Source organism: Paraeggerthella sp., from assembly GCF_048427265.1.
GTDB classification, from domain to species: domain Bacteria; phylum Actinomycetota; class Coriobacteriia; order Coriobacteriales; family Eggerthellaceae; genus Paraeggerthella; species Paraeggerthella hominis.
The window spans coordinates 15,707-33,882 of the sequence record NZ_DBFOSR010000057.1 but is presented as its reverse complement, the minus strand read 5'-3'; the positions used below and the strand labels follow the sequence as shown (position 1 = coordinate 33,882).

At 61.7% G+C, this 18,176-nt stretch carries 13 protein-coding genes; 1 reads left to right on the top strand and 12 read right to left on the bottom strand.

Going from position 1 to position 18,176, the window contains the following annotated elements; translation table 11 throughout:
* Positions 1 to 73: 73 nt before the first annotated feature.
* The 9 genes from ACMNI9_RS05680 to ACMNI9_RS05640 form a co-directional block, all read right to left on the bottom strand.
* Positions 74 to 706 (bottom strand): twin-arginine translocation signal domain-containing protein, encoded by a 633-nt coding sequence (locus ACMNI9_RS05680; RefSeq protein ID WP_418831200.1) that lies wholly within the window; start codon positions 704 to 706, stop codon positions 74 to 76.
* Positions 707 to 1,095: 389 nt separating this feature from the next.
* Positions 1,096 to 1,755, bottom strand: coding sequence for a Crp/Fnr family transcriptional regulator (locus ACMNI9_RS05675; RefSeq protein ID WP_114566814.1), 660 nt, complete (start codon positions 1,753 to 1,755; stop codon positions 1,096 to 1,098).
* A gap of 465 nt (positions 1,756 to 2,220) precedes the next feature.
* On the bottom strand, positions 2,221 to 3,810 hold the full coding sequence (locus tag ACMNI9_RS05670; protein WP_418831198.1) for an ABC transporter ATP-binding protein: 1,590 nt from the start codon (positions 3,808 to 3,810) through the stop codon (positions 2,221 to 2,223).
* Positions 3,807 to 4,541, bottom strand: coding sequence for an energy-coupling factor transporter transmembrane component T (locus ACMNI9_RS05665; protein ID WP_181792553.1), 735 nt, complete (start codon positions 4,539 to 4,541; stop codon positions 3,807 to 3,809). Before ACMNI9_RS05665 ends, ACMNI9_RS05670 begins: the two co-directional genes overlap by 4 nt.
* Positions 4,542 to 4,590: 49 nt before the next feature.
* Positions 4,591 to 5,202, bottom strand: coding sequence for an MptD family putative ECF transporter S component (locus ACMNI9_RS05660; RefSeq protein WP_418831197.1), 612 nt, complete (start codon positions 5,200 to 5,202; stop codon positions 4,591 to 4,593).
* A 129-nt stretch (positions 5,203 to 5,331) separates the two neighbouring features.
* Positions 5,332 to 6,321 carry a helix-turn-helix domain-containing protein gene (locus tag ACMNI9_RS05655; protein WP_418831196.1) on the bottom strand — a complete coding sequence of 330 codons (990 nt, stop codon included), beginning with the start codon at positions 6,319 to 6,321 and terminating at the stop codon, positions 5,332 to 5,334.
* A 23-nt stretch (positions 6,322 to 6,344) separates the two neighbouring features.
* Complete coding sequence (locus ACMNI9_RS05650; protein ID WP_418831195.1) at positions 6,345 to 8,117, bottom strand: ABC transporter ATP-binding protein; 1,773 nt, start codon at positions 8,115 to 8,117, stop codon at positions 6,345 to 6,347.
* Positions 8,101 to 9,966, bottom strand: a complete 1,866-nt coding sequence (locus ACMNI9_RS05645) for an ABC transporter ATP-binding protein (protein WP_418831194.1) — start codon at positions 9,964 to 9,966, stop codon at positions 8,101 to 8,103. The genes ACMNI9_RS05650 and ACMNI9_RS05645 overlap by 17 nt, the downstream gene beginning before the upstream one ends.
* A 460-nt stretch (positions 9,967 to 10,426) precedes the next feature.
* The gene (locus tag ACMNI9_RS05640) at positions 10,427 to 11,119 is read right to left on the bottom strand and encodes a TetR/AcrR family transcriptional regulator (RefSeq protein ID WP_305072021.1); all 693 of its coding nucleotides are present in this window, start codon (positions 11,117 to 11,119) and stop codon (positions 10,427 to 10,429) included.
* Between the two features lie 206 nt (positions 11,120 to 11,325).
* On the opposite strand from ACMNI9_RS05640, the gene asnB reads away from it, so the two are divergent.
* On the top strand, positions 11,326 to 13,281 hold the full coding sequence (gene asnB / locus ACMNI9_RS05635; protein WP_418831193.1) for an asparagine synthase (glutamine-hydrolyzing): 1,956 nt from the start codon (positions 11,326 to 11,328) through the stop codon (positions 13,279 to 13,281).
* Positions 13,282 to 13,332: 51 nt separating this feature from the next.
* On the opposite strand, the gene ACMNI9_RS05630 is transcribed toward asnB, so the two are convergent.
* From ACMNI9_RS05630 to dnaE, 3 genes are all read right to left on the bottom strand, one after another.
* Positions 13,333 to 13,530 carry a hypothetical protein gene (locus ACMNI9_RS05630; RefSeq protein WP_225748810.1) on the bottom strand — a complete coding sequence of 66 codons (198 nt, stop codon included), beginning with the start codon at positions 13,528 to 13,530 and terminating at the stop codon, positions 13,333 to 13,335.
* A gap of 38 nt (positions 13,531 to 13,568) precedes the next feature.
* Positions 13,569 to 14,360 (bottom strand): tRNA pseudouridine(38-40) synthase TruA, encoded by a 792-nt coding sequence (gene truA, locus ACMNI9_RS05625; RefSeq protein WP_231088205.1) that lies wholly within the window; start codon positions 14,358 to 14,360, stop codon positions 13,569 to 13,571.
* 245 nt (positions 14,361 to 14,605) lie between these two features.
* Positions 14,606 to 18,067 carry a DNA polymerase III subunit alpha gene (dnaE, locus tag ACMNI9_RS05620; protein ID WP_114566804.1) on the bottom strand — a complete coding sequence of 1,154 codons (3,462 nt, stop codon included), beginning with the start codon at positions 18,065 to 18,067 and terminating at the stop codon, positions 14,606 to 14,608.
* Positions 18,068 to 18,176 lie beyond the last annotated feature (109 nt).

The window sequence follows — 18,176 nt, the reverse complement described above, 5'->3', positions numbered from 1 at the left end:
AGCGCACCTGTCACGGAACCTCGAAAAGCCGGCTGCCGCAGATGCAGCAGCCGGCTTCAGCGCATAGGGAACGTTACGCAGCGCCCAAATCGGCAACAAGATGCAGATCCCAAGTCTTGCGTCCCTTGTACAGGGGAAACGATGCGTACTCGGCCGAAGGGCCGAACGTCGCGACCGCCGAGCCGCCGGCGAAGTTCGTCACGTCGAACGTCAGCGAGACAACGCGCTCGTCGTAAGGAGAAGACCACAGGAAGTTCGGCATGACCCACTTCCCCATCTTCTTCTCGGTGATGCGCACCAGGCCGTCTTGCGAGGCCGAGGCGATCTCCAATACGCCGAACGAGCTGTTCACAATGGGAACGGTCAAGAGCTTCGCACCGCCCTCGGCCACCACGAGCGTCGCATTGTTCGCAACGGGCGAAGTGGGCTTGTTGAAGGGCGGGTTTCCCGGATTCGTGACGTACGCGTTCTTGCCGATAGGCGAATCGCGCTTGTCCACGTACAAGTTCGCCGTCACCGTGTAAGTGCCCGGTGCCGCATAAGCGCCCGACAGCGGCGCCGCGCTTGCCGCAAACGCCTTGCTCGCGTTGATGTCCGGCAGCGCCACGCCCGCCGCCGCTGCGACAACGGCGGCGCCTGCTGCCGCCTTGAGGAAGTCGCGGCGTGACAAGGACGCATCCTGCATGCCTTCGCGTATCTCGGTCATGTTGCCTATCCTTTCACTGAACTGGCTCTATCGCTTCGCGTTCGCAAGCGGGCGGCATGCGCTCCGCCCGCTCCACGGGGGACCTTCATGCGCGGTTGCCGTATTTAATTAGCCAAGGCTAACTTCAGGGTATTTTAAAAGCTGCAAGGTCTCGCCCTGCAGCTCCATCGCACCACCGCCCGACCGGAACCATCCCTCGGCGCAGCGCGTCAACCCTCGCCCACCTGTTGTTGGCAGGCGTTCGGCAATCCGCATGAGCGCAGTATACGCAGTGCGAAATCCCCTTGTCAGTGATCTATGTTACCTTTGTATAACTTTTTTTGAGAAGGTACGCCCGCCAAGAATGGACAAGGCGATTTGTAGCCGACGAGCTGGGGCCGCCACCCCCTCTAGCGAGCTTGCCGCAGCACGCGAACCGTGCGACCGTCCACCTCGATGACGCCGTCATCCTGCATGACCTTGAGCTCGCGGATCAGCGACTTGTCCGCCACGCGCAGGCACGCCGCCCATTCCCTGCGCCCGAACGGAACGGTCACGCTCCCGTCCGCATTGCGCGGCAGCGTGTCCAGATACGCCAGAACGCGATCGGACAGGCGCGGCTCGCTCAAGACCGCAAGGCTGCGACTGAGGACCAGCACCTTCTTCGACATCTCGCTCATGAGGTTTCCATGCAAAGTCGATGCCCACGCATGGGAACAGGCGCGAAGCCCGGCAGCGGGAATGCACAGCAGCACCGTGTCCTCAAGCGCGCGAATGTCAACGGGACAGCGCCGCAAAGACGAGGCGACGGCCTCGGCGAACGAATCGCCTGGGCCGAATAGGGACACGATGCGGTCCAGCCCGCCCTGCGGCAAAGAAGCTTGCACGCGGCCGGACACGACCACCGGGTAGAAATCAAGCCCGTCGCCCGCTCGGCGCACCAAACTGCCGCCAGGGTACCGGCGCAGCATGCCCTTCGCATCCGCAATCAAAGACGCACGCTCTTCCATCGGTATGCCGGCAAACACGGGAGACTCGCTCAAAGGTCGCACGTCAATCGGATCCGCCATCTTTCGCCCTCCTTCACCACACGTTCAGCTTGCCTCGCCCCCCCCATCCGTTCATCATGTCCATGCTCCATCATACCTCAATTGTTAGCTAAAGGTTACTATTTTCGAAACATGCCGAATCGCAGCCGAGCAACAAGGGGTTCGAAGCGCGAACGGGTGCCCCTTCCCCGCGCGAACAGGACTTGCGCGCGAAAAACCGCCCTCGCTGGCAGGTTTTGACGGTTTGGGGTCGTTTGATCCAACCGAGCGAGCACTCGCAAACGCACGGCGCAGCAGCCCAGCTTCGTGACCAGGCAAAACGAAAAGCAAGCGAAGCGACGCCCGAAACAACGCCCGACTCAACGACCCCTAAACGCAAAAACCTGCCAGCGAGGGCAGGTTTTTGCGCGCAAGTCATCTCTATCACTATCGGCCGCAGCAAAACTCGGTGCTCGTCGCACGACGCGCCGAATCTTCCGCGCCCGATCAAGCAGAGGCGCCGCGAAACAGCAACGACCGAAGCCGAGCGACGTTTTGTCCAACCAGAAGAAAGTCGTCGGTCACTTCCCCGTCGCGCACGTGGATGATCCGATCGCACGCTCCCGCCAAAAACTCGAGATCATGGGAGATTACGAACACGAGCCGCCCCCGAGAAGCAAGGTCGCGCACGATATCGCACACGCTGCGCATGCTGTGGCCGTCAAGCCCGCTTGTCGGTTCGTCGAAAAGCAGAACGCGCGCGGGGCTCACAGCGGCGGATGCAATGGTCACGCGCTGCTTCTGCCCGCCCGAAAGCGCCATCGGATGAACGCCTCGCAGCGACGCCATCCCCAACTGCTCAAGCACGTCGCGCACCCGTTCGTCAAGGGTCCCGTCGTCCTCGTTGCCAAGGCGCAACTCGTCCTCGACGCTTTCGGTGAACAGTTGGTAATCCGCATCTTGCATGACGAAGTACATCGAGCGGGAGCGCGCCCGGCGACGAAGCATGCGCCCGTCAAGCTCTACAGTTCCGCGGCAGCGGCGCGAAAGACCGCAAAGGCAACGCGCGAGCGTGGTCTTTCCCGCCCCGTTGGGCCCGGTTATGCCGATAACCTCCGCCCGCTGCGCGCAGCGGGCGCCCGCATGCCCTCCTGCATCGAATTCCACGCCGCACAACACAGCGCGCTCGCCAAAAGACAGCCGCACGTCGCGCACGTGCAAAAGCGGCGACACGGGCACATCCGCCTGCACCCGCCGATCCGCAGATGCAGGCGCGGCGCCGTCATCGCCCGCCGCACGCCCCGCCCTGCCGTCCGCCGCTGCCGAATCAGCGCGCGCAGGCGCCACATCGTCAAGATCGAACAATCGAAGCCCACGACGCATCAGCTCGTCCCGCGAAAGGGAACGAGCCCGGGAGGGCGTCCATTGGTCCACGATCCTCCCATCCTCCATGAACACCACTCGATCGGCAAGCTCCATAAGGTAGTACAGGCGATGCTCAGACACCACGACGGTGCGCCCGCGCCTCTTCAGTTCCGCCAAAACGTCGGCCAACATGAGCGTAGCCCGAACGTCAAGATTGGCGGACGGCTCGTCAAGGACGAACAGGTTGGGCTCCATTGCGTACGTAGACGCAAGCGCCACCTTCTGCTTCTCGCCGCTTGAAAGATCGAAGATGCTCCGGTTCCTCAAATGCTCGATGGCGAAATCGGCGAAGGCACCCTCGACCTGCGATGCGATCCTGTCGGAAGGTAAGCCCAGGTTCTCGCAGCCAAACGCCACCTCGGACACCGTGTTCGTCGTAAAGAACTGCGATCGAGGATCCTGGAACACCGACCCTACCGTGGCGGCCAATTCGTACGTGGCAAGCTGGCGTACGTCCCTTCCCCCCACCAACACCTTGCCCGACAGGTTGCCCGGGAAGAAATGAGGGATCAAGCCGTTCATCAGCCGCGTAAGCGTGGTTTTTCCGCATCCGCTGCGTCCGGTGGCCAGCACGAACTCGCCTTCGCGAACCGATAGGGCAACATCGTGCAAGGCTGCGCCCTGCGCACCTTGATAGGAAAAGCTCACGTGCTCCATTTCAACGATGTTCATGAAATCATCCTGCTTTCGAAGCATGCTAGAAACGCAGCGCAACCCACCACCGCACCAAGGTACGCGAAATCCCTGAAACGCAGCCGCATCTCAAGCAGGGATCCCCTGACGCCCGGACGTTCGATACCGCGTACGCAAGCCGCGGCAGCAAGCTCCTCGGCCACCTTGACGAACCGCATCATAAGAGGAACCATAACGAACTCCATCATGGTCAAGGGAGCTTTGAGCACGTTGAGAACCGTCAAGGGAATGTTGCGTATCCTCATGGAGTCGCGCATGGCCCCCACTTCCTGCCCGATCGTGGGAAGGAAGCGAAGCGTCACGGCAAGCGTGATGGTAAGGGCGCGCGGCAGCCTGAGCCGTTCGAGCGCGTTCGCCAATTCGCTCGGGCTGACGCTTTTCGTCATCATGAAGTACACGCCGGCAAGGGGCGTGAACTTGAAGAATATGAAAACGGACATGCCCGCCGCAGCCGCAACCGCACCGGGAACGCTCGCAAGCAGAAGCGAAGCCGCCAGCAACGCGCCCGTAACGGCAATCAGCCTCGCGGCGCAGCCGTACAATCCGAAGAACAGCAGCGCGACGACCATGAACGCATCGCTGAGCAAGATTCCCCCGGTAGACCGCACCACGAACAGCAAAACACCGGCAATCGCAACGTGCACGAGCTTCACGCGCGGATCGATGTACCTGATGCAGGCGGGGCTCGCCAAGACGAAAGACTGATCCACCAAACGCTCCTATCTTCGGGATTCCGCAATCGCCCTTTTGGACGAGCGGCTACACCAAGCCGGCCTTTACGAAGCGCTTCCTCAGTATCTTGCGCCCGACAACCACTCCCGCCGCAGCGCCAACGACGCAAGCGATGACCGACGCGATTCCCAACCAGCTTTTCGCGGTACCGATCAGTTCGTTGAGGTACGTCATGTCAACGCCGGCAGCTCCGCCGGTCGCCTGCTGGATGTACCAATCGGTGAATACGTAGATAGGAGCGATGTCCCCTGCGTAGAATCCCAGCATGAGCACGACGTACGCAATCGCTATGCGCTTGAAGTCGCGATACGAGCCGGAATTGGCTATGGCCTCGGCAATCAGGCCGAATACGATCACGGTAATCAGCAGCGTCTGAGCCCCCATGAGTCCCAGGAGAACCCCCATGACCGCCGACGGAACGAGAAACGCCCCGAACGTGCGCACCTTCACCGCGACAAGCATGAAAAGCGGGCCGCTTGCGAACGCGAACACGGCCGGGTAGAACAGGTACACGACAGGGGTCACGCCGGTCACCATCATAAGAACCATGGCCAGGGCGAACATGACCGCCCCGAAAATGCCCATGAGGGCGAAGTCCTTGATTCCAAGTTTTTTCTTTTCCTGCGTCGCGCTCTCCATCGCATTCTCCTATCGTCGATACGCGGACGTGCCGCTTGTTAGTTAACTAAAACTAACAATAACGAAAGGGCCTCCTCGTTTCTCCCCGAAAACGCTTTTTCCGTACTCCGAAACGCTTGAAACGACAGGTTATTCCCGGAAGCGCCGAGCGTACTCGCCCGGCGTCATGCCGCACCTTCGCTTGAACTGGTCGCCGAAGTGGCTGATGTTGCTGTATCCCGCCATCGCGGCGGAGTCCTTGACCCGGTAACCGCGTTCAAGCAGTTCGCACGCTCGAACCATGCGCCGGTCCAGCAGGTACTGATGGACGGACGTCCCGTAACGCAACTTGAACTCGCTGCGAAGCCGTGATTCGCTCATGAGCGACAGCTTGGCCAACTCGGCAACGGAAACATGCTCGAAGCACCGCTCGTCCAACGCGCGGCGCACGCGTTCCAAAGCGTCGACCTCGGCCAACGCCGGCCTGCACGCACCGCCGTCCGATCCTGCTTCGGGCACAACCTCGCTCAGAAGCGCCGAAACGATCTCGAGCACCTTCCCCTCAAGATACAGCGCCTTCAGATCGTGGGAGTACGAACAGCTCAGAAGATCGTGCACGAGAGGCTCGATCGAACGCGAAGGCCGAACCTTCTTCACGCAAGAAGACGGTTCTCGACAATCGGCGACGAAGCCTCTGTCCGCAAGACGGCGCATCACCGACCCGAATCGACCGGGATGCAGGTCTATCCCCATGCCGAACGAACGCCTGCTCGCCTCGTAGCGGTTCTCGAACGCGAATGCGCCGTTGCGGTACACGCAGCAATCGCCGCGCTCGAGTCGCACCCCGCCGCGCTCGCCCACCTTCCGCCACTCGAGCTCGCCCGAAAGACAGAAGGTGAGCGAGAACGTCTCGCGCACTGCGCGCTCAACCAAGGCGACGTCTTCGCGAAACGTCACATCGCCCACGTACACGTTTATCCCCGAGCACGGGGATAGACGCCGATAGTAACCCGACCCTAGGTCGGGGGCTAAAGGCACGACAACGTCCACCGCGCTTCGAGCAAATTGCGAAGACAGCGTCTTCGCGCGGGCGTCCGCTGCGCCGTCTTCGCGCACAAGCCCGTATTCGGTAGCGAGCACGGCCGACCGCCTCCTGCCGTGCGCTACGAGCCCGAAGCAGTCGCAGGCACGCCGCTCGACGCGCCGCCCAGCTTCCAGCCGATCGCCTTCTCGCGCATGCCCACGAAGTCGGCGTAGATGCCCCGCTGGCGAATCAGCTCGTCGTGCGTACCGCGCTGCGCAACACGTCCCCGGTCAAGCACGATGATTTGATCGGCATTGCGAACGGTCTTCAACCGGTGGGCGATCATGATAACGGTCCTGTTGCGCGTGAGCGCTTCCACCGCCCGTTGCAAGTCGCGCTCGTTCTCCGGGTCCACGTTGGCCGTAGCCTCGTCCAAGATGACAATGGGAGCGTCCTTCAAGATGGCGCGCGCAATGGAGATGCGCTGCCGCTCGCCGCCCGACACGGTAGCGCCGCCCTCCCCCAAACGCGTCTCGTACCCCTGGGGCAGCCTCTCGATGAACTCGTGGCAGCATGCTTTCCGAGCAGCCTCCTCGACCTCCGCGCGCGAAGCGTTCGGGCGACCGAACCTGATATTGTTCTCGACGGTATCGTCGAACAGGTACACGCCCTGAAACACCATCGAGAAATTGGCAAGCAGGTCGTCCACCTTCCAATCGCGCACATCGGTGCCGCCAAGCGTGATGCGCCCCTGGTCAACATCCCAGAATCGTGCGATCAACTGGGTGAGCGTGGTCTTGCCCGACCCCGACGGCCCCACGATGGCGCACGTGGTGTTCTGAGGAATGGCCAGGGAGACCCGGTCGATCACCGTACGATCGCCGTACCCGAACGAAACGTCCTGCACCTCGATGTCAAGGTTGCGCGCGCACGAGACGCCCGCGCCTTCGCTCATGGCTGGCGTGGCTATCATGTTGTTCACCTTGTCCATGCAAATGTCGATCTGGCGCAGCAGGCTGGCGAACAAGCCCGAGGCTTCCAGCTTCCCGTACACCATGAACGACGCGACGATGGCCACTAGGCACACGCCTGCATCCATGGTCCCCTGAATCCAGAACCACGCGGATGCCAGGCACATCGCCACGCTTGACGTCTTCGTTACCAGCGCCTGCAAAATGGCGAACCCCATGAAGCGCAGCTCTATCGCCACGTTCATGCGCTCGCATTCGGAGATAGCCGCGTCAAGGCGCCGCTCCGCGTCCCCCGTCAGCGAAAACGCGCGCACCACGCTCATTCCCTGAACGTATTCCAAAACAGCGCCCACGATAGCGCTCTGAGCCGCCACGCGTCGGCCGGACACGTTGCGCGCCGCGCGCTGCATCCAGGCGTTGACCAGCAGAAAAACAGCAATCGTGGCCACGACCACCAGCCCAAGGCGCCAATCGAAGAACACCAGCATCACCGCGACGATCGCCGAGAACACAAATCCCGAAATGACGTTCATGTACACCTGGCCGCCCGCGTTCTGCACGTCGTCGAGCGTGTTGGTCATGGTCGACGCGATGTCGCCCAGGCTGTTCTCGTTGAAGTAGCCCATGGGAAGGTAGCGCATGCGATCGCCGATCTGCGTACGCTTCTCGCCCGTCATGGAGAAGTTCCCCTTGCAGAAATTCCTGCTCTTGAAATGCATCGTGACGAAGCATCCGACGATGCTCCCCAGCATGATGAGCAGCGACGTCCACAGCGTGGACTCCGTCACGGCTCCGTCCGCTAACGCGAGCAGCACCACGGCAAGCGCCATCATCTGCCATGCTTCGAAGAACGAGTTGAGCACCGACCACACCATTCCGCGCTTCAGGTAGGCAACGTAGCTGCCCCCGAAGGCGAAGTACTTCTTAAAAGTTGACAACATGCTGATCTCCCTTGTCCGACTCGGCAAGCGTTGCGTCCTTGGCGTCGATATGCGCGTTGTACATGCCGGCGTACAGCGCACATGATTCCATGAGCTGGGCATGCGTTCCCTCGGCCTCGATGCGCCCATCGTTTACCACCACGATTTTGTCGGCGTCGACGATAGTCGAAAGCCGGTGCGCCACAACAACGAGAGTCTTGCCCGCCACAAGCTGGCCTACCGCTTGCTCGATGACGGCTTCGTTTTCGGGATCTGTATACGCCGTCGCTTCATCGAGAATGACCACCGGCGCATCCTTGAGCATCGCACGCGCAATGGCGATGCGCTGGCGTTCGCCGCCCGACAAGTGACCGCCCGCACCGCCGACCACGGTTTCGTAGCCGTTCTCAAGGCCCTCGATGAACTCGTGGCATCCGCTCGCTTTCGCCACGGCCACCACGTCCGCATCGGTCGCGCCCGGCCGTCCCCTGCGAATGTTGTTCATGACCGTATCGTCGAACAGGTAGCTGTCCTGCTCGACAAACGAAACGCACCCGCTCAACTGGGAAGCCGTCATGTCGTTGATCCGCGCGCCGCCTATTGCAACCCGTCCTTCGCCCGCATCCCAAAAGCCCGCAATCAGGCGCGCGAGCGTCGACTTCCCCGAACCCGACGGCCCAACGAGCGCCGTCACCTGCGCCGGTTCGATAACCAGGCTCGCTCCGCGTATCACCTCTTCGCGACCGTAGGAGAACCGCACGTCGTCAAGCTCGATACGGGAGCCCTCCACACGTGCGGGCGTGTCGCGACGACGCTGTTCGGGCTGGTAGACAACCGAGGAAATCTGTTCGACCACGGTGCCGATTTGCGCAAGCGTATCGATGAAGTTCATGGCCGCGTACAAAGGCGGGAAAATGGACAGCGACAGCACCGCCAGCACGACGAACGTCGCCGGATCGAGCGTGCCCTGCATAACGAACAGGCAACCCACCGGCAGAACCGTCACCAGCGTGGCCGGCCAAATGGAAAGGCCCAGGTCTTGGAATACCTGCACGTGGCTCATCCAATCGATGAACGAGCGAGAGTAGCGGTCCACCGCCTGGGAGAACTTCTCGTACGAGCTGGCCGATTGCCCGAAAGCCTTGATCACCTCGATGCCGTTAACGTACTCGACCGATGCCGAGTTCATATCCTCCCCCGCCTTGACCGTTTTGTTGTACCACACGGCATAATCCTTCATCATGCCCAGGTATCCCACAAGCCCGACCGGCAGCGTAATCAGCGCCACAAGCGCCATGCGCCAATCGAGCACGAACATGAACACGACCACCGCCAACGGAACAAGCAGGTTCGACGTCATCTCCGGGACAAGATGGGCAAGCGTGGGCTCTATGCTGTCGGTTTTCTCCACCATGATGTTCTTGAGCTTGCCCGAAGGAGTGTCCAACACGTAGCCCAACGGCACGCGCGTCAGCTTATCGGCTATCCGACGACGAATCATCGAGATGGTAGAGAACGCCGAAACGTGCGACACCGTGGTCGAGGCGTAGTGGAACACGATATGCAGCGCATAGCCCGCGGCGGCCACGCCGCACCAGCCAAGGTAGAAGCCGAACTCGCGCACGCCGCCCAGCACGCCCACGATCATCTGGCCGGCAGCGTAGTACGGCACGATGCTACCGGCCACGCCCACTACCGCCAACACCACCGATAGCGCAAAGCGCGCTCGATTCACGCCGCCAGCCCAGTCAAGCAGCAGGGAAATCGGGTTCGACCCCTGCAGGCCGCCCTTGCGCTCGCTCGACGCCTTCGAGGCATGATGCTCGGTCGAAACCGCACCGCCCGCTGCGGCCTCGTTCCCAACGTCCATACACAGCCCCTTTCCTGAAAGTTATCTATGGTTTACTTTCAGGAGTATAACACTGTTATATGGCAACGCTACTAGAATTTGAGCCTCTTCGTTCCGTCCGATCTTCGACCCTCGCTCGTTTTGCGGGCGCCCCAGCCAGCATGCACGCCGCAGCAGAAAGCCCGCCGTCCATCCCCGCTTCCTTTCGCGCGCAGCGCACTTGTGAAGAAACGGTGAATCCCTCGCCTATTGAAAGCCGCCGCTCGACTTTTCCTAAAAGTTAGCCTAAACTAACAAATGTCAAATGAAGGTGATGCCTTTCCTGATTCCCGAAAAAGCATCGACGCTCCCTTTGACGACTTCTCCTCTTTGCTTTACCGAGCGATGGTGGTTTTCTCTCGTCTGGCCAGCCATCGCAGCGAAGCCCGCAAGGTCCCCCCTCTTGCGGGCTTTCGTCTTTTCCGGATCTGGAACCAACCCTCTACCCAAGTTCGCGCGTCGCAATGAGCTCGACGTAGCCCGCGTGGAAGAACCGCTCGAGCGACGCGATGAAGGCATGCGCTTCGTCGCGCTTCATGCCGCCGACAAGCGGTTCGAAATAGCCCCGGAAGAACATGCTTGCCAGAATGCGCGCCGTAGCAGGCTCGATGTCCGCGATGGTCTTCCCGCGTGCGCGCATCATGCGAACGTAGCGATGGGTGCTCTCCCGCTCAAGCTCGACGAACCTGTCAAGATATCCCTCCCATGCCGTACCCGCCGCTTTTGTCAGAATCAGCACGAACTCATCTTGATGATCGTACACGTAGTCCAGCATGTCATGGATCAGGACCTGCTCGAACCCCTGCATGCCTTGAAGGGTCTGGCGGTCTTCGGGCAAGGTGTAAAACTGCTCCTGCATGGTTGCGTAGCGCCGATACAGCTCGTTTCCCGCAGGTCCAACCAACGCGTCGAACAACGCCTCTTTGCTGGAAAAGTGCCCGTAGATGGCGCCCGTGGTCACGCTCGCCGCAGCAGCGATCGAGCGAAGCGACGCCTCGGCGAACCCTTTGTCCAAAAACTCCCTCACCGCGCAGTTCAGAATACGCGCGCGAGCAGGCGGTGCGGCATGCTCCGTCGCCTTCGCCGTTGCCCGTCCATCCATCGTCACCATCGGCAGCCCGTCCCATCTTTTCACGTGGCCACCATGATAGCGCATCCGAACCGAACGCACCCGACCGGAGCCGGCTGCCGTCCACGGCGCTCCCAAGCCAGCGCCTGCTTGCCGGGCGCGCCCGAACACCGCGGCAAATCTGCGGTTTTGGCGTGATGGACGCCTGGCGCTTGGGACAACGCCGGCTTTCCTCTATCATGGTCGGGTACCGAAACGAAGGAGCATTCACTATGTGCGGAATCTGCGGGTTCACCGGGGCGAACGAGGCTGACGCGCCCATCCTGAAAGCCATGTGCAACGTCATGGCGCATCGCGGTCCCGACGGCGAGGGCCAGTACCTCGACCAGGGCATCGCGCTCGGGCATCGGCGCTTGTCCCTCATCGACCTTGCGGGGGGCAACCAGCCCATGGTGCGCGCCACCGCCGAGCATGACGCCGCCGTCACGTCCCCCGCCCTTGCAAGCGACGGATCCCCCATCGCCGGGCCCGAAGCCGCCGCGGCGAAGGGCGACTTCGCCATCGTGTTCAACGGCGAAATCTACAACTACCGCGACCTGCGAGCCGAGCTGGAATCCGAAGGCTGGACGTTCAAGACGAACTCCGACACCGAGGTGCTGCTCACCGGCTACCTCGCCTGGGGCGAAAGCGTGCTCGACCGCCTGCGCGGCATGTTCGCGTTCGCCATTTGGAACCGCACGACGCGCGAGCTGTTCTGCGCGCGCGATTTCTTCGGCATCAAGCCGCTTTACTACACCGTACAAGAAGGCCGGTTCGTCTTCGCGTCCGAGATCAAATGTATCCTCGAGCATCCCGCTTACCAGCGCGAGCTCAACGAGGAGGCGCTTGAGCAGTACCTGTGCTTCCAGTTCTCGGCTCTGGACGAGACGTTCTTCAAGGGAATCTTCAAGCTTCCGCCCGCGCACTGCATGACCGTGCGCGCGGACGGCTCCATCGCCATGCGTCGCTACTGGCGGCCCACCTACGAATTCGACGAAAGCCGCAGCCGACAGGACACCGTGGACGCCATCGACGCCGCCATGCGCGAGTCGGTGCGCTACCACAACGTGGCGGACGTGGAGGTGGGATCGTTCCTGTCCTCCGGCATCGATTCCAGCTACATGGCCGCGTGCCTGGCCAAGGAAAACCCGGACATCAAAACGTTCACCGTGGGCTTCGCCGAATACGAGGGCGAGCGCGACGAGATCACCTGGGCTCGCGAGCTGGCCGACGAGCTCAAGATCGAGAACAACTCGAAGCACATCTCCGAGGAGGAGTACTGGGCAAGCCTTCCGCGCGTGCAATGGCACATGGACGAGCCTTCGGCCGATCCGAGCGCCGTGGCGCTCTACTTCGTCGATCAAGAGGCCGCTAAAAAGGTGAAGGCCGTGCTGTCGGGCGAAGGAGCCGACGAGTTCTTCGGCGGGTACCGCATCTACCAGACCCCGTTCGCCAACGCGAAGCTGTCCTGGGCGCCGAAGGGCCTGCTGCGCGGCGCGTCGAAAGCTGCACGGGCGCTGGGCGTCCGCGGCGCGAACTACCTGGAGCGCGCAAGCGAGACCGTCGAGGACTGGTACTACACCAACGCGAACGGTGTGGCCTTCAGCCCCGAGGAGCGCGAGCGCCTTCTGCGCCGGCCCGTGCAAGCGTGCTCGCCGCAGAAGTTGACCGCCCCGGTGTACGCCGAGGTCGAAAACCTTGACGAGACTACGCGTATGCAATACGTTGACCTGCACTTTTGGCTGGTAGGCGACATCTTGCTGAAAACGGACAAGATGTCGATGGCGCATTCGCTGGAAAGCCGCGTGCCCTTCCTGGACACGCAGGTGTTCGACGTATCGCGCACCATTCCCACGCGCCTGAAAGCAAACGGCGAGCAAACGAAGCTCACGCTGCGCGAAGCGTCCGAGCGCGCTATCCCGAAGGACTGGGCGCAGAAGGAGAAGCTGGGCTTCCCCGTGCCCGTGGTGAACTGGCTGCGCCAGGAGCGCTACTACAACCAGATCAAGGAATGGTTCACCGGCGAGCTTGCAAGCACGTTCTTCAACACCGACGAACTGGTGAAGCTGCTCGACGAGCACAAGGCCGGAGCCGACCGCTCCCGCAAGATCTGGATCGTCTACATGTTCCTCATGTGGTACAAGATCTACTTCGTGGATCGGAGCATCCCGGACAAGCCCGCCGCCTAGCGAATCGAAAAAACGTAAGGCCCGCCGAGCACAACCGGCGGGCCTTACGTTTTACACCAGCTTGGACGCATCGACGGCCACCAGATGGCCGTGCTCGTCCTCGAACACGCACAGGCCGCCATCGCGGCTTTCGTACAGACGGCGAAACCGCGCGAACGCATCGTGCCGCGCAGCGGGATCGACCGCCCGGTGCGCCTTTCCCTCGTCGGCAGCGCGCGATGCGGGCGAAGGCTTCTTGTTCTCGAACATGCTGCACCGCCTTGCGACTGAAAGGTTCCCGTACTTCCTTAGTAGATAACGCGCCAGAACACGAGGCCCTGAGCAGGGGCATTCTCCCCCGCCGCACGTCGATCGCACGCCGCTAGAACCTCGCCCACCCAATCGGCATCGCGCTGGCCGCGCCCCACGGTTACCAGCGTGCCCACGATCGTGCGCACCATGGAATGGAGAAACGCGTTTCCCACCACCTTGATGGTGATGATGTTCTCGCCCATGAACGTTTCGGGATGAAACGAGATTTCGCGAACATTGCGATGCGTCGGCTTGTCCACCGCGGAAGCCGTCATGCAGAAGCTCTTGAAGTCGTGCTCCCCCAGCAAATGACGAGCGCCCGCCTCCATGGCGGACATGTCCAACCCGCCGGGCACGAACCACGAGAAATCCTTCATGAAGATAGGGGCCGTGCTGTCCACGCACAGATGGTAATGGTACTCGCGCGCTCGCGCGTCGAATCGAGCCGAGAACCCAGGCTTTTTGGGCTCTACCTCGCGCACGGTGATGCCGTCGTGCGTAAGCGCGTTCAGCGACCGGCGCAGCGAGAAGAGCGACCGCCCGTTCAAATCCTCGTCGCTCACGTCGAAGCTCACCACCTGGCCCAGCGCATGCACGCCCGAGTCGGTGCGCCCCGCGCAGGTGGTTTCCACGTCGCGCCTGAACAGCAGACACAACGCCTCCTCCAGATTGCCCTGCACCGTCAGCTTGCCCGGCTGGCGGGCAAACCCGCAAAACGGAGCGCCGTTGTACGACAGCGTCAGCGCCAGCGTATGGTCGAGCTGGGGCTTCACGAACGCACCGGGCACACCGCAGGTCTCTGAAGAACAAGATTGTTGGAAAGAAGTAGTCGTATTCATAGCACCCATCATAAACGAAGGCGGCCGCGCGACCAAGCGCAACCGCCCTCCCTTGCCAAATCGTCAATCACCGCCGCGCAGTCGGCCCACAGGGCACGCTGCACGTCAAGCGAGTTCCGCACGAGCCGGACGGCCAGCGGGCTGTCCGTGCGAACCCAAGGCCGCCGAGCGACTGGGCAACGCGCTCTGCGGCCTTACGACGCCCTCCACACCTGCGCGCCGAACAGCTCTTGCAGCTCCGATTTCATGATGGGGCTGTTCGAGTCCACGGTTATGGGCAGTTCGGCGCGGAACTTGTGCCCGTCGTTTTGCTGAACGAACAGCACCACGCCGTCGCGACCGGGATACGACTTCAAAATGCGGTTTAACCGCAAGGACTTCGACTGGTCGAAGTCGGCCATCGGCACGCGCAGTTCCAGGTGCGAGGGACGCGCGTCGTCCTCGCTCAGCTCCAGCGCCTCCACCTCGAACGCCATGATCTGGTTGCCGCGGTCGCTGTGCTCGAACTTGCCCTTCACCTTGACGATAGCGTCTTCCTGAATCGCCTCGGCATTCTCGTCGTACTTGAAGCAGATGCACTCCACATGGCCCGTCGTATCCTCCAACGAGAACGTGGCCATCTTCGTTCCGCGCTTCGTCAGCTTCGTCACCACGGACGAGATCATGCCGATGAACACGGCCGATTTGATCTCCTTCGTGCGCTCGGCCAGATCGCCCAGTTGGAACTTCGTCATGCGGGCGATGTAGTTCTCGTACGGACGCAGCGGATGGTCCGAGACGTAGATCTTCATGATCTCCTTCTCGAACGTCAACAGCTGGCGCTTCGGCCACTCCACTCCGTCCGGAGCGGGAACCTCTTCCTCGAAGCCCGAATCGGGGTCGTCGCCGAACAGGTCGAACATCGACACCTGCCCGCGCTCGCGGTCCTTCTGACGCTTCGACGCGCTTTCCAGAAGCGGCGTCTCGTCCACGAAGTACATGAGCTGCTTGCGCGTGTAGCCCGTCGAATCGAACGCCCCGCCCTTGATGAGCGCTTCGAGCGTCTTTCGGTTGTAGCACTTCGCGTCCAAACGGTTCACGAAGTCGTGCAGCGACGTGTACGGGCCGTTCGCCTCGCGCTCGGCGATGATCTCGTCGGCAACGTTGCGCCCCACGCCGCGCACGCCGACCAGGCCGAAGCGAATGCCCTCTTCAACCGGCGTGAACTCGGCGTTCGACGAGTTGATGTCGGGAGGCAGCACCGGCGTGCCGTTGTGGTTGCAGCTGGAGATATAGCGAATCAAGCGATCGGTGTTGCCCATGTAGCTGGACAGAACGGCCGCCATGAAGTCGTTCGGATAGTGCGCCTTCAAATACGCGGTGCGCATAACCAAGATAGCGTATGCGGCCGAGTGCGATTTGTTGAACGCGTACTTAGCGAACTTCTCGGCGTCTTCCCAGATCTGCTTGGCGATCTCAAGCGAGTAGCCGTTCTCCACCGCGCCGTTGTTCCAGTCTTCCTGCAACCCGCGCATGACGTCGAGCTTCTTCTTGCCCATTGCCTTGCGCAGCTTGTCGGCTTTACCGGCGGAAAAGCCGCTCATGGCCATGGAGATCTGCATGATCTGCTCTTGGTAGACCATGGTGCCGTACGTTTCCTCCAAGATGGGGCGCAAACGCTCGTCGTAGTAGTGAATCTGCGTCTTGCCGCTTGCCACCTTCACGTAGTCGTCCACCATGCCGGATTCCAACGGGCCCGGACGGTTGAGCGCGATCGAGGCGACGATGTCCGAGAAGCGCTTCGGTGGGAGCCGCGCGAACAAGCCCACGTACAGCGCGCCCTCCACCTGGAACAAGCCGTCCATGTTGCCCGACTGCATGAGCACGAACGCGCGCTCGTCGTCGATGGGGATCTCCTCGGGGATCACCTTGGTGCCGAAGCGCGCCTCGATGTTGCGGCACGCGCGCGACAGCACGCCCAGGGTGCGCAAGCCCAAGAAGTCCATCTTCAGCAAGCCCAGGTCAGGCGTGTAATGACCGTCGTACTGCGTGATGATGCCGCCGCCCTTGGTATCGCGCTTCATGGGCACGTGCTCGCTCATGGGGTCGCGGCAGATGATGGTGGCGCACGCGTGCACGCCCTCGCCGCGCACGTGGCCTTCGATGGACTTGGCCGCGTCGATAACGGCCTTCACGTCCTCTTCAGTCTCGTACGCCTTCTTGAGGTCGGGGTTCGTCTCGAGCGCCTTGTCGATGGTGATGCCCAGCTCGTCGCCGATCATCTTCGTGATCTTGTCGCCCGTGCTGTACGGGTAGTCCAGCACGCGCGCGGCGTCGCGCACGGCGTTTTTCGCCTGCAGCTTGCCGAAGGTGATAACGCCGGCTACGTGATCCTCGCCGTACACTTCCTTGATGTGCTCGATGACCTCTTGGCGACGTTCATCCTCGAAGTCGACGTCGATATCGGGCATCTCCACGCGTTCGGGCGAAAGGAATCGCTCGAACAGCAGGCCGTTGGAAAGCGGGTCCAAGTCGGTGATGCCCATGGCATACGCCACGATGGCGCCTGCGGCCGATCCACGGCCCGGGCCAACGCCGATGCCCTGGCTACGAGCCCACTCGATGTACTCCTGCACGATCAGGAAGTACGCCGGGAATCCCTGCTGGATGATGATGCCCATCTCGTAGTCGGCGCGCTCTTGCGCCTCCTGCGGCACCGGATCCCCGTAGCGCTTGATCAGGCCTTCCTGGACGCGCGTGCGAAACCAGCTGTCCTCGGTTTCCCCTTCGGGCAGCGGGAAGCGCGGCAGAACCGAATCGCGCTCGAGCACCACGTCGCACTTGGCCGCCAGCTCCACCGTGTTGTCGCACGCCTCGGGGAAGTCCTTGAGCGCTTCGCGCATTTCCTCTTCGGTCTTCATGTAGAACTGATCGTTCTCGAAGCGCATGCGGTTCGCATCGTTCATGGCGCTGCCCGTACCGATGCACAGCATGATGTCCTGCGCGCGGGCGTCCTCGCGCGTCAAGTAGTGGAAGTCGTTCGTGGCGATGGTCTTGAGGCCCGCGGCCTGAGCCAGCTTCGTCAGCTGATGGTTGAGCTGCGTCTGCGTAAGGCCGGCGTCGGTCATGATGCCCTGGTTCTGCAGCTCGATGTAGAAGTCGCCCGGATCGAAGCAGCTGGCCAGCTTGTGCGCCCACTCCAGCGCCTCGTCGAACTGGTTGTTGTCGAGCAGCTTGGGGATGATGCCCGCGATACAGGCGGACGAGCCGATGATACCCTTGCCGTACTTCTGCAACATGCTGAAGGTCGTGCGCGGCTTGTAGTAGAAGTTGTCGACGTGCGACTCGCTGACCAGACGAAGCAGGTTATGGTAGCCCTCGTTGGTCTTGGACAGCAGCAGCAGGTGGTAGAGCTTCGGCTTGACGTCTTTGCGCAGCTCTTCGTCGGTTGTGAAGTACACCTCGCAGCCATAGATGGGCTTGACGCGGATGCCCGTTTCCTTCTCGACCGCGTCGCACGCGTCGCACAGCTCGGGCACGCCGGACATCACGCCGTGGTCGGAGATCGCCACGGCAGGCATGCCCAGCTCAGCTGCGCGTTTGACCATGTCCTTCACATGCGTCGCGCCGTCAAGCAGCGAGTATTCGGTGTGGTTGTGCAAGTGGACGAATGCCATAGCTTATGCCTCAAATCAGATAGGGATGCGCTGGATTTATTGGTAGCCATGATACCAGCATTGCGCGAAAAGATGTTCGAACAAACCATGGATTTTCGCAAGGGGCAAG

Coding starts and splice junctions, on each gene's coding strand:
- ACMNI9_RS05660 (WP_418831197.1), bottom strand. CDS start 5,202: ATGGAGAGCGCGACGCAGGAAAAGAAAAAACTTGGAATCAAGGACTTC.
- ACMNI9_RS05645 (WP_418831194.1), bottom strand. CDS start 9,966: ATGGACGTTGGGAACGAGGCCGCAGCGGGCGGTGCGGTTTCGACCGAG.
- asnB (WP_418831193.1), top strand. CDS start 11,326: ATGTGCGGAATCTGCGGGTTCACCGGGGCGAACGAGGCTGACGCGCCC.
- ACMNI9_RS05630 (WP_225748810.1), bottom strand. CDS start 13,530: ATGTTCGAGAACAAGAAGCCTTCGCCCGCATCGCGCGCTGCCGACGAG.
- ACMNI9_RS05680 (WP_418831200.1), bottom strand. CDS start 706: ATGACCGAGATACGCGAAGGCATGCAGGATGCGTCCTTGTCACGCCGC.
- ACMNI9_RS05650 (WP_418831195.1), bottom strand. CDS start 8,117: ATGTTGTCAACTTTTAAGAAGTACTTCGCCTTCGGGGGCAGCTACGTT.
- ACMNI9_RS05670 (WP_418831198.1), bottom strand. CDS start 3,810: ATGAACATCGTTGAAATGGAGCACGTGAGCTTTTCCTATCAAGGTGCG.
- dnaE (WP_114566804.1), bottom strand. CDS start 18,067: ATGGCATTCGTCCACTTGCACAACCACACCGAATACTCGCTGCTTGAC.
- ACMNI9_RS05675 (WP_114566814.1), bottom strand. CDS start 1,755: ATGGCGGATCCGATTGACGTGCGACCTTTGAGCGAGTCTCCCGTGTTT.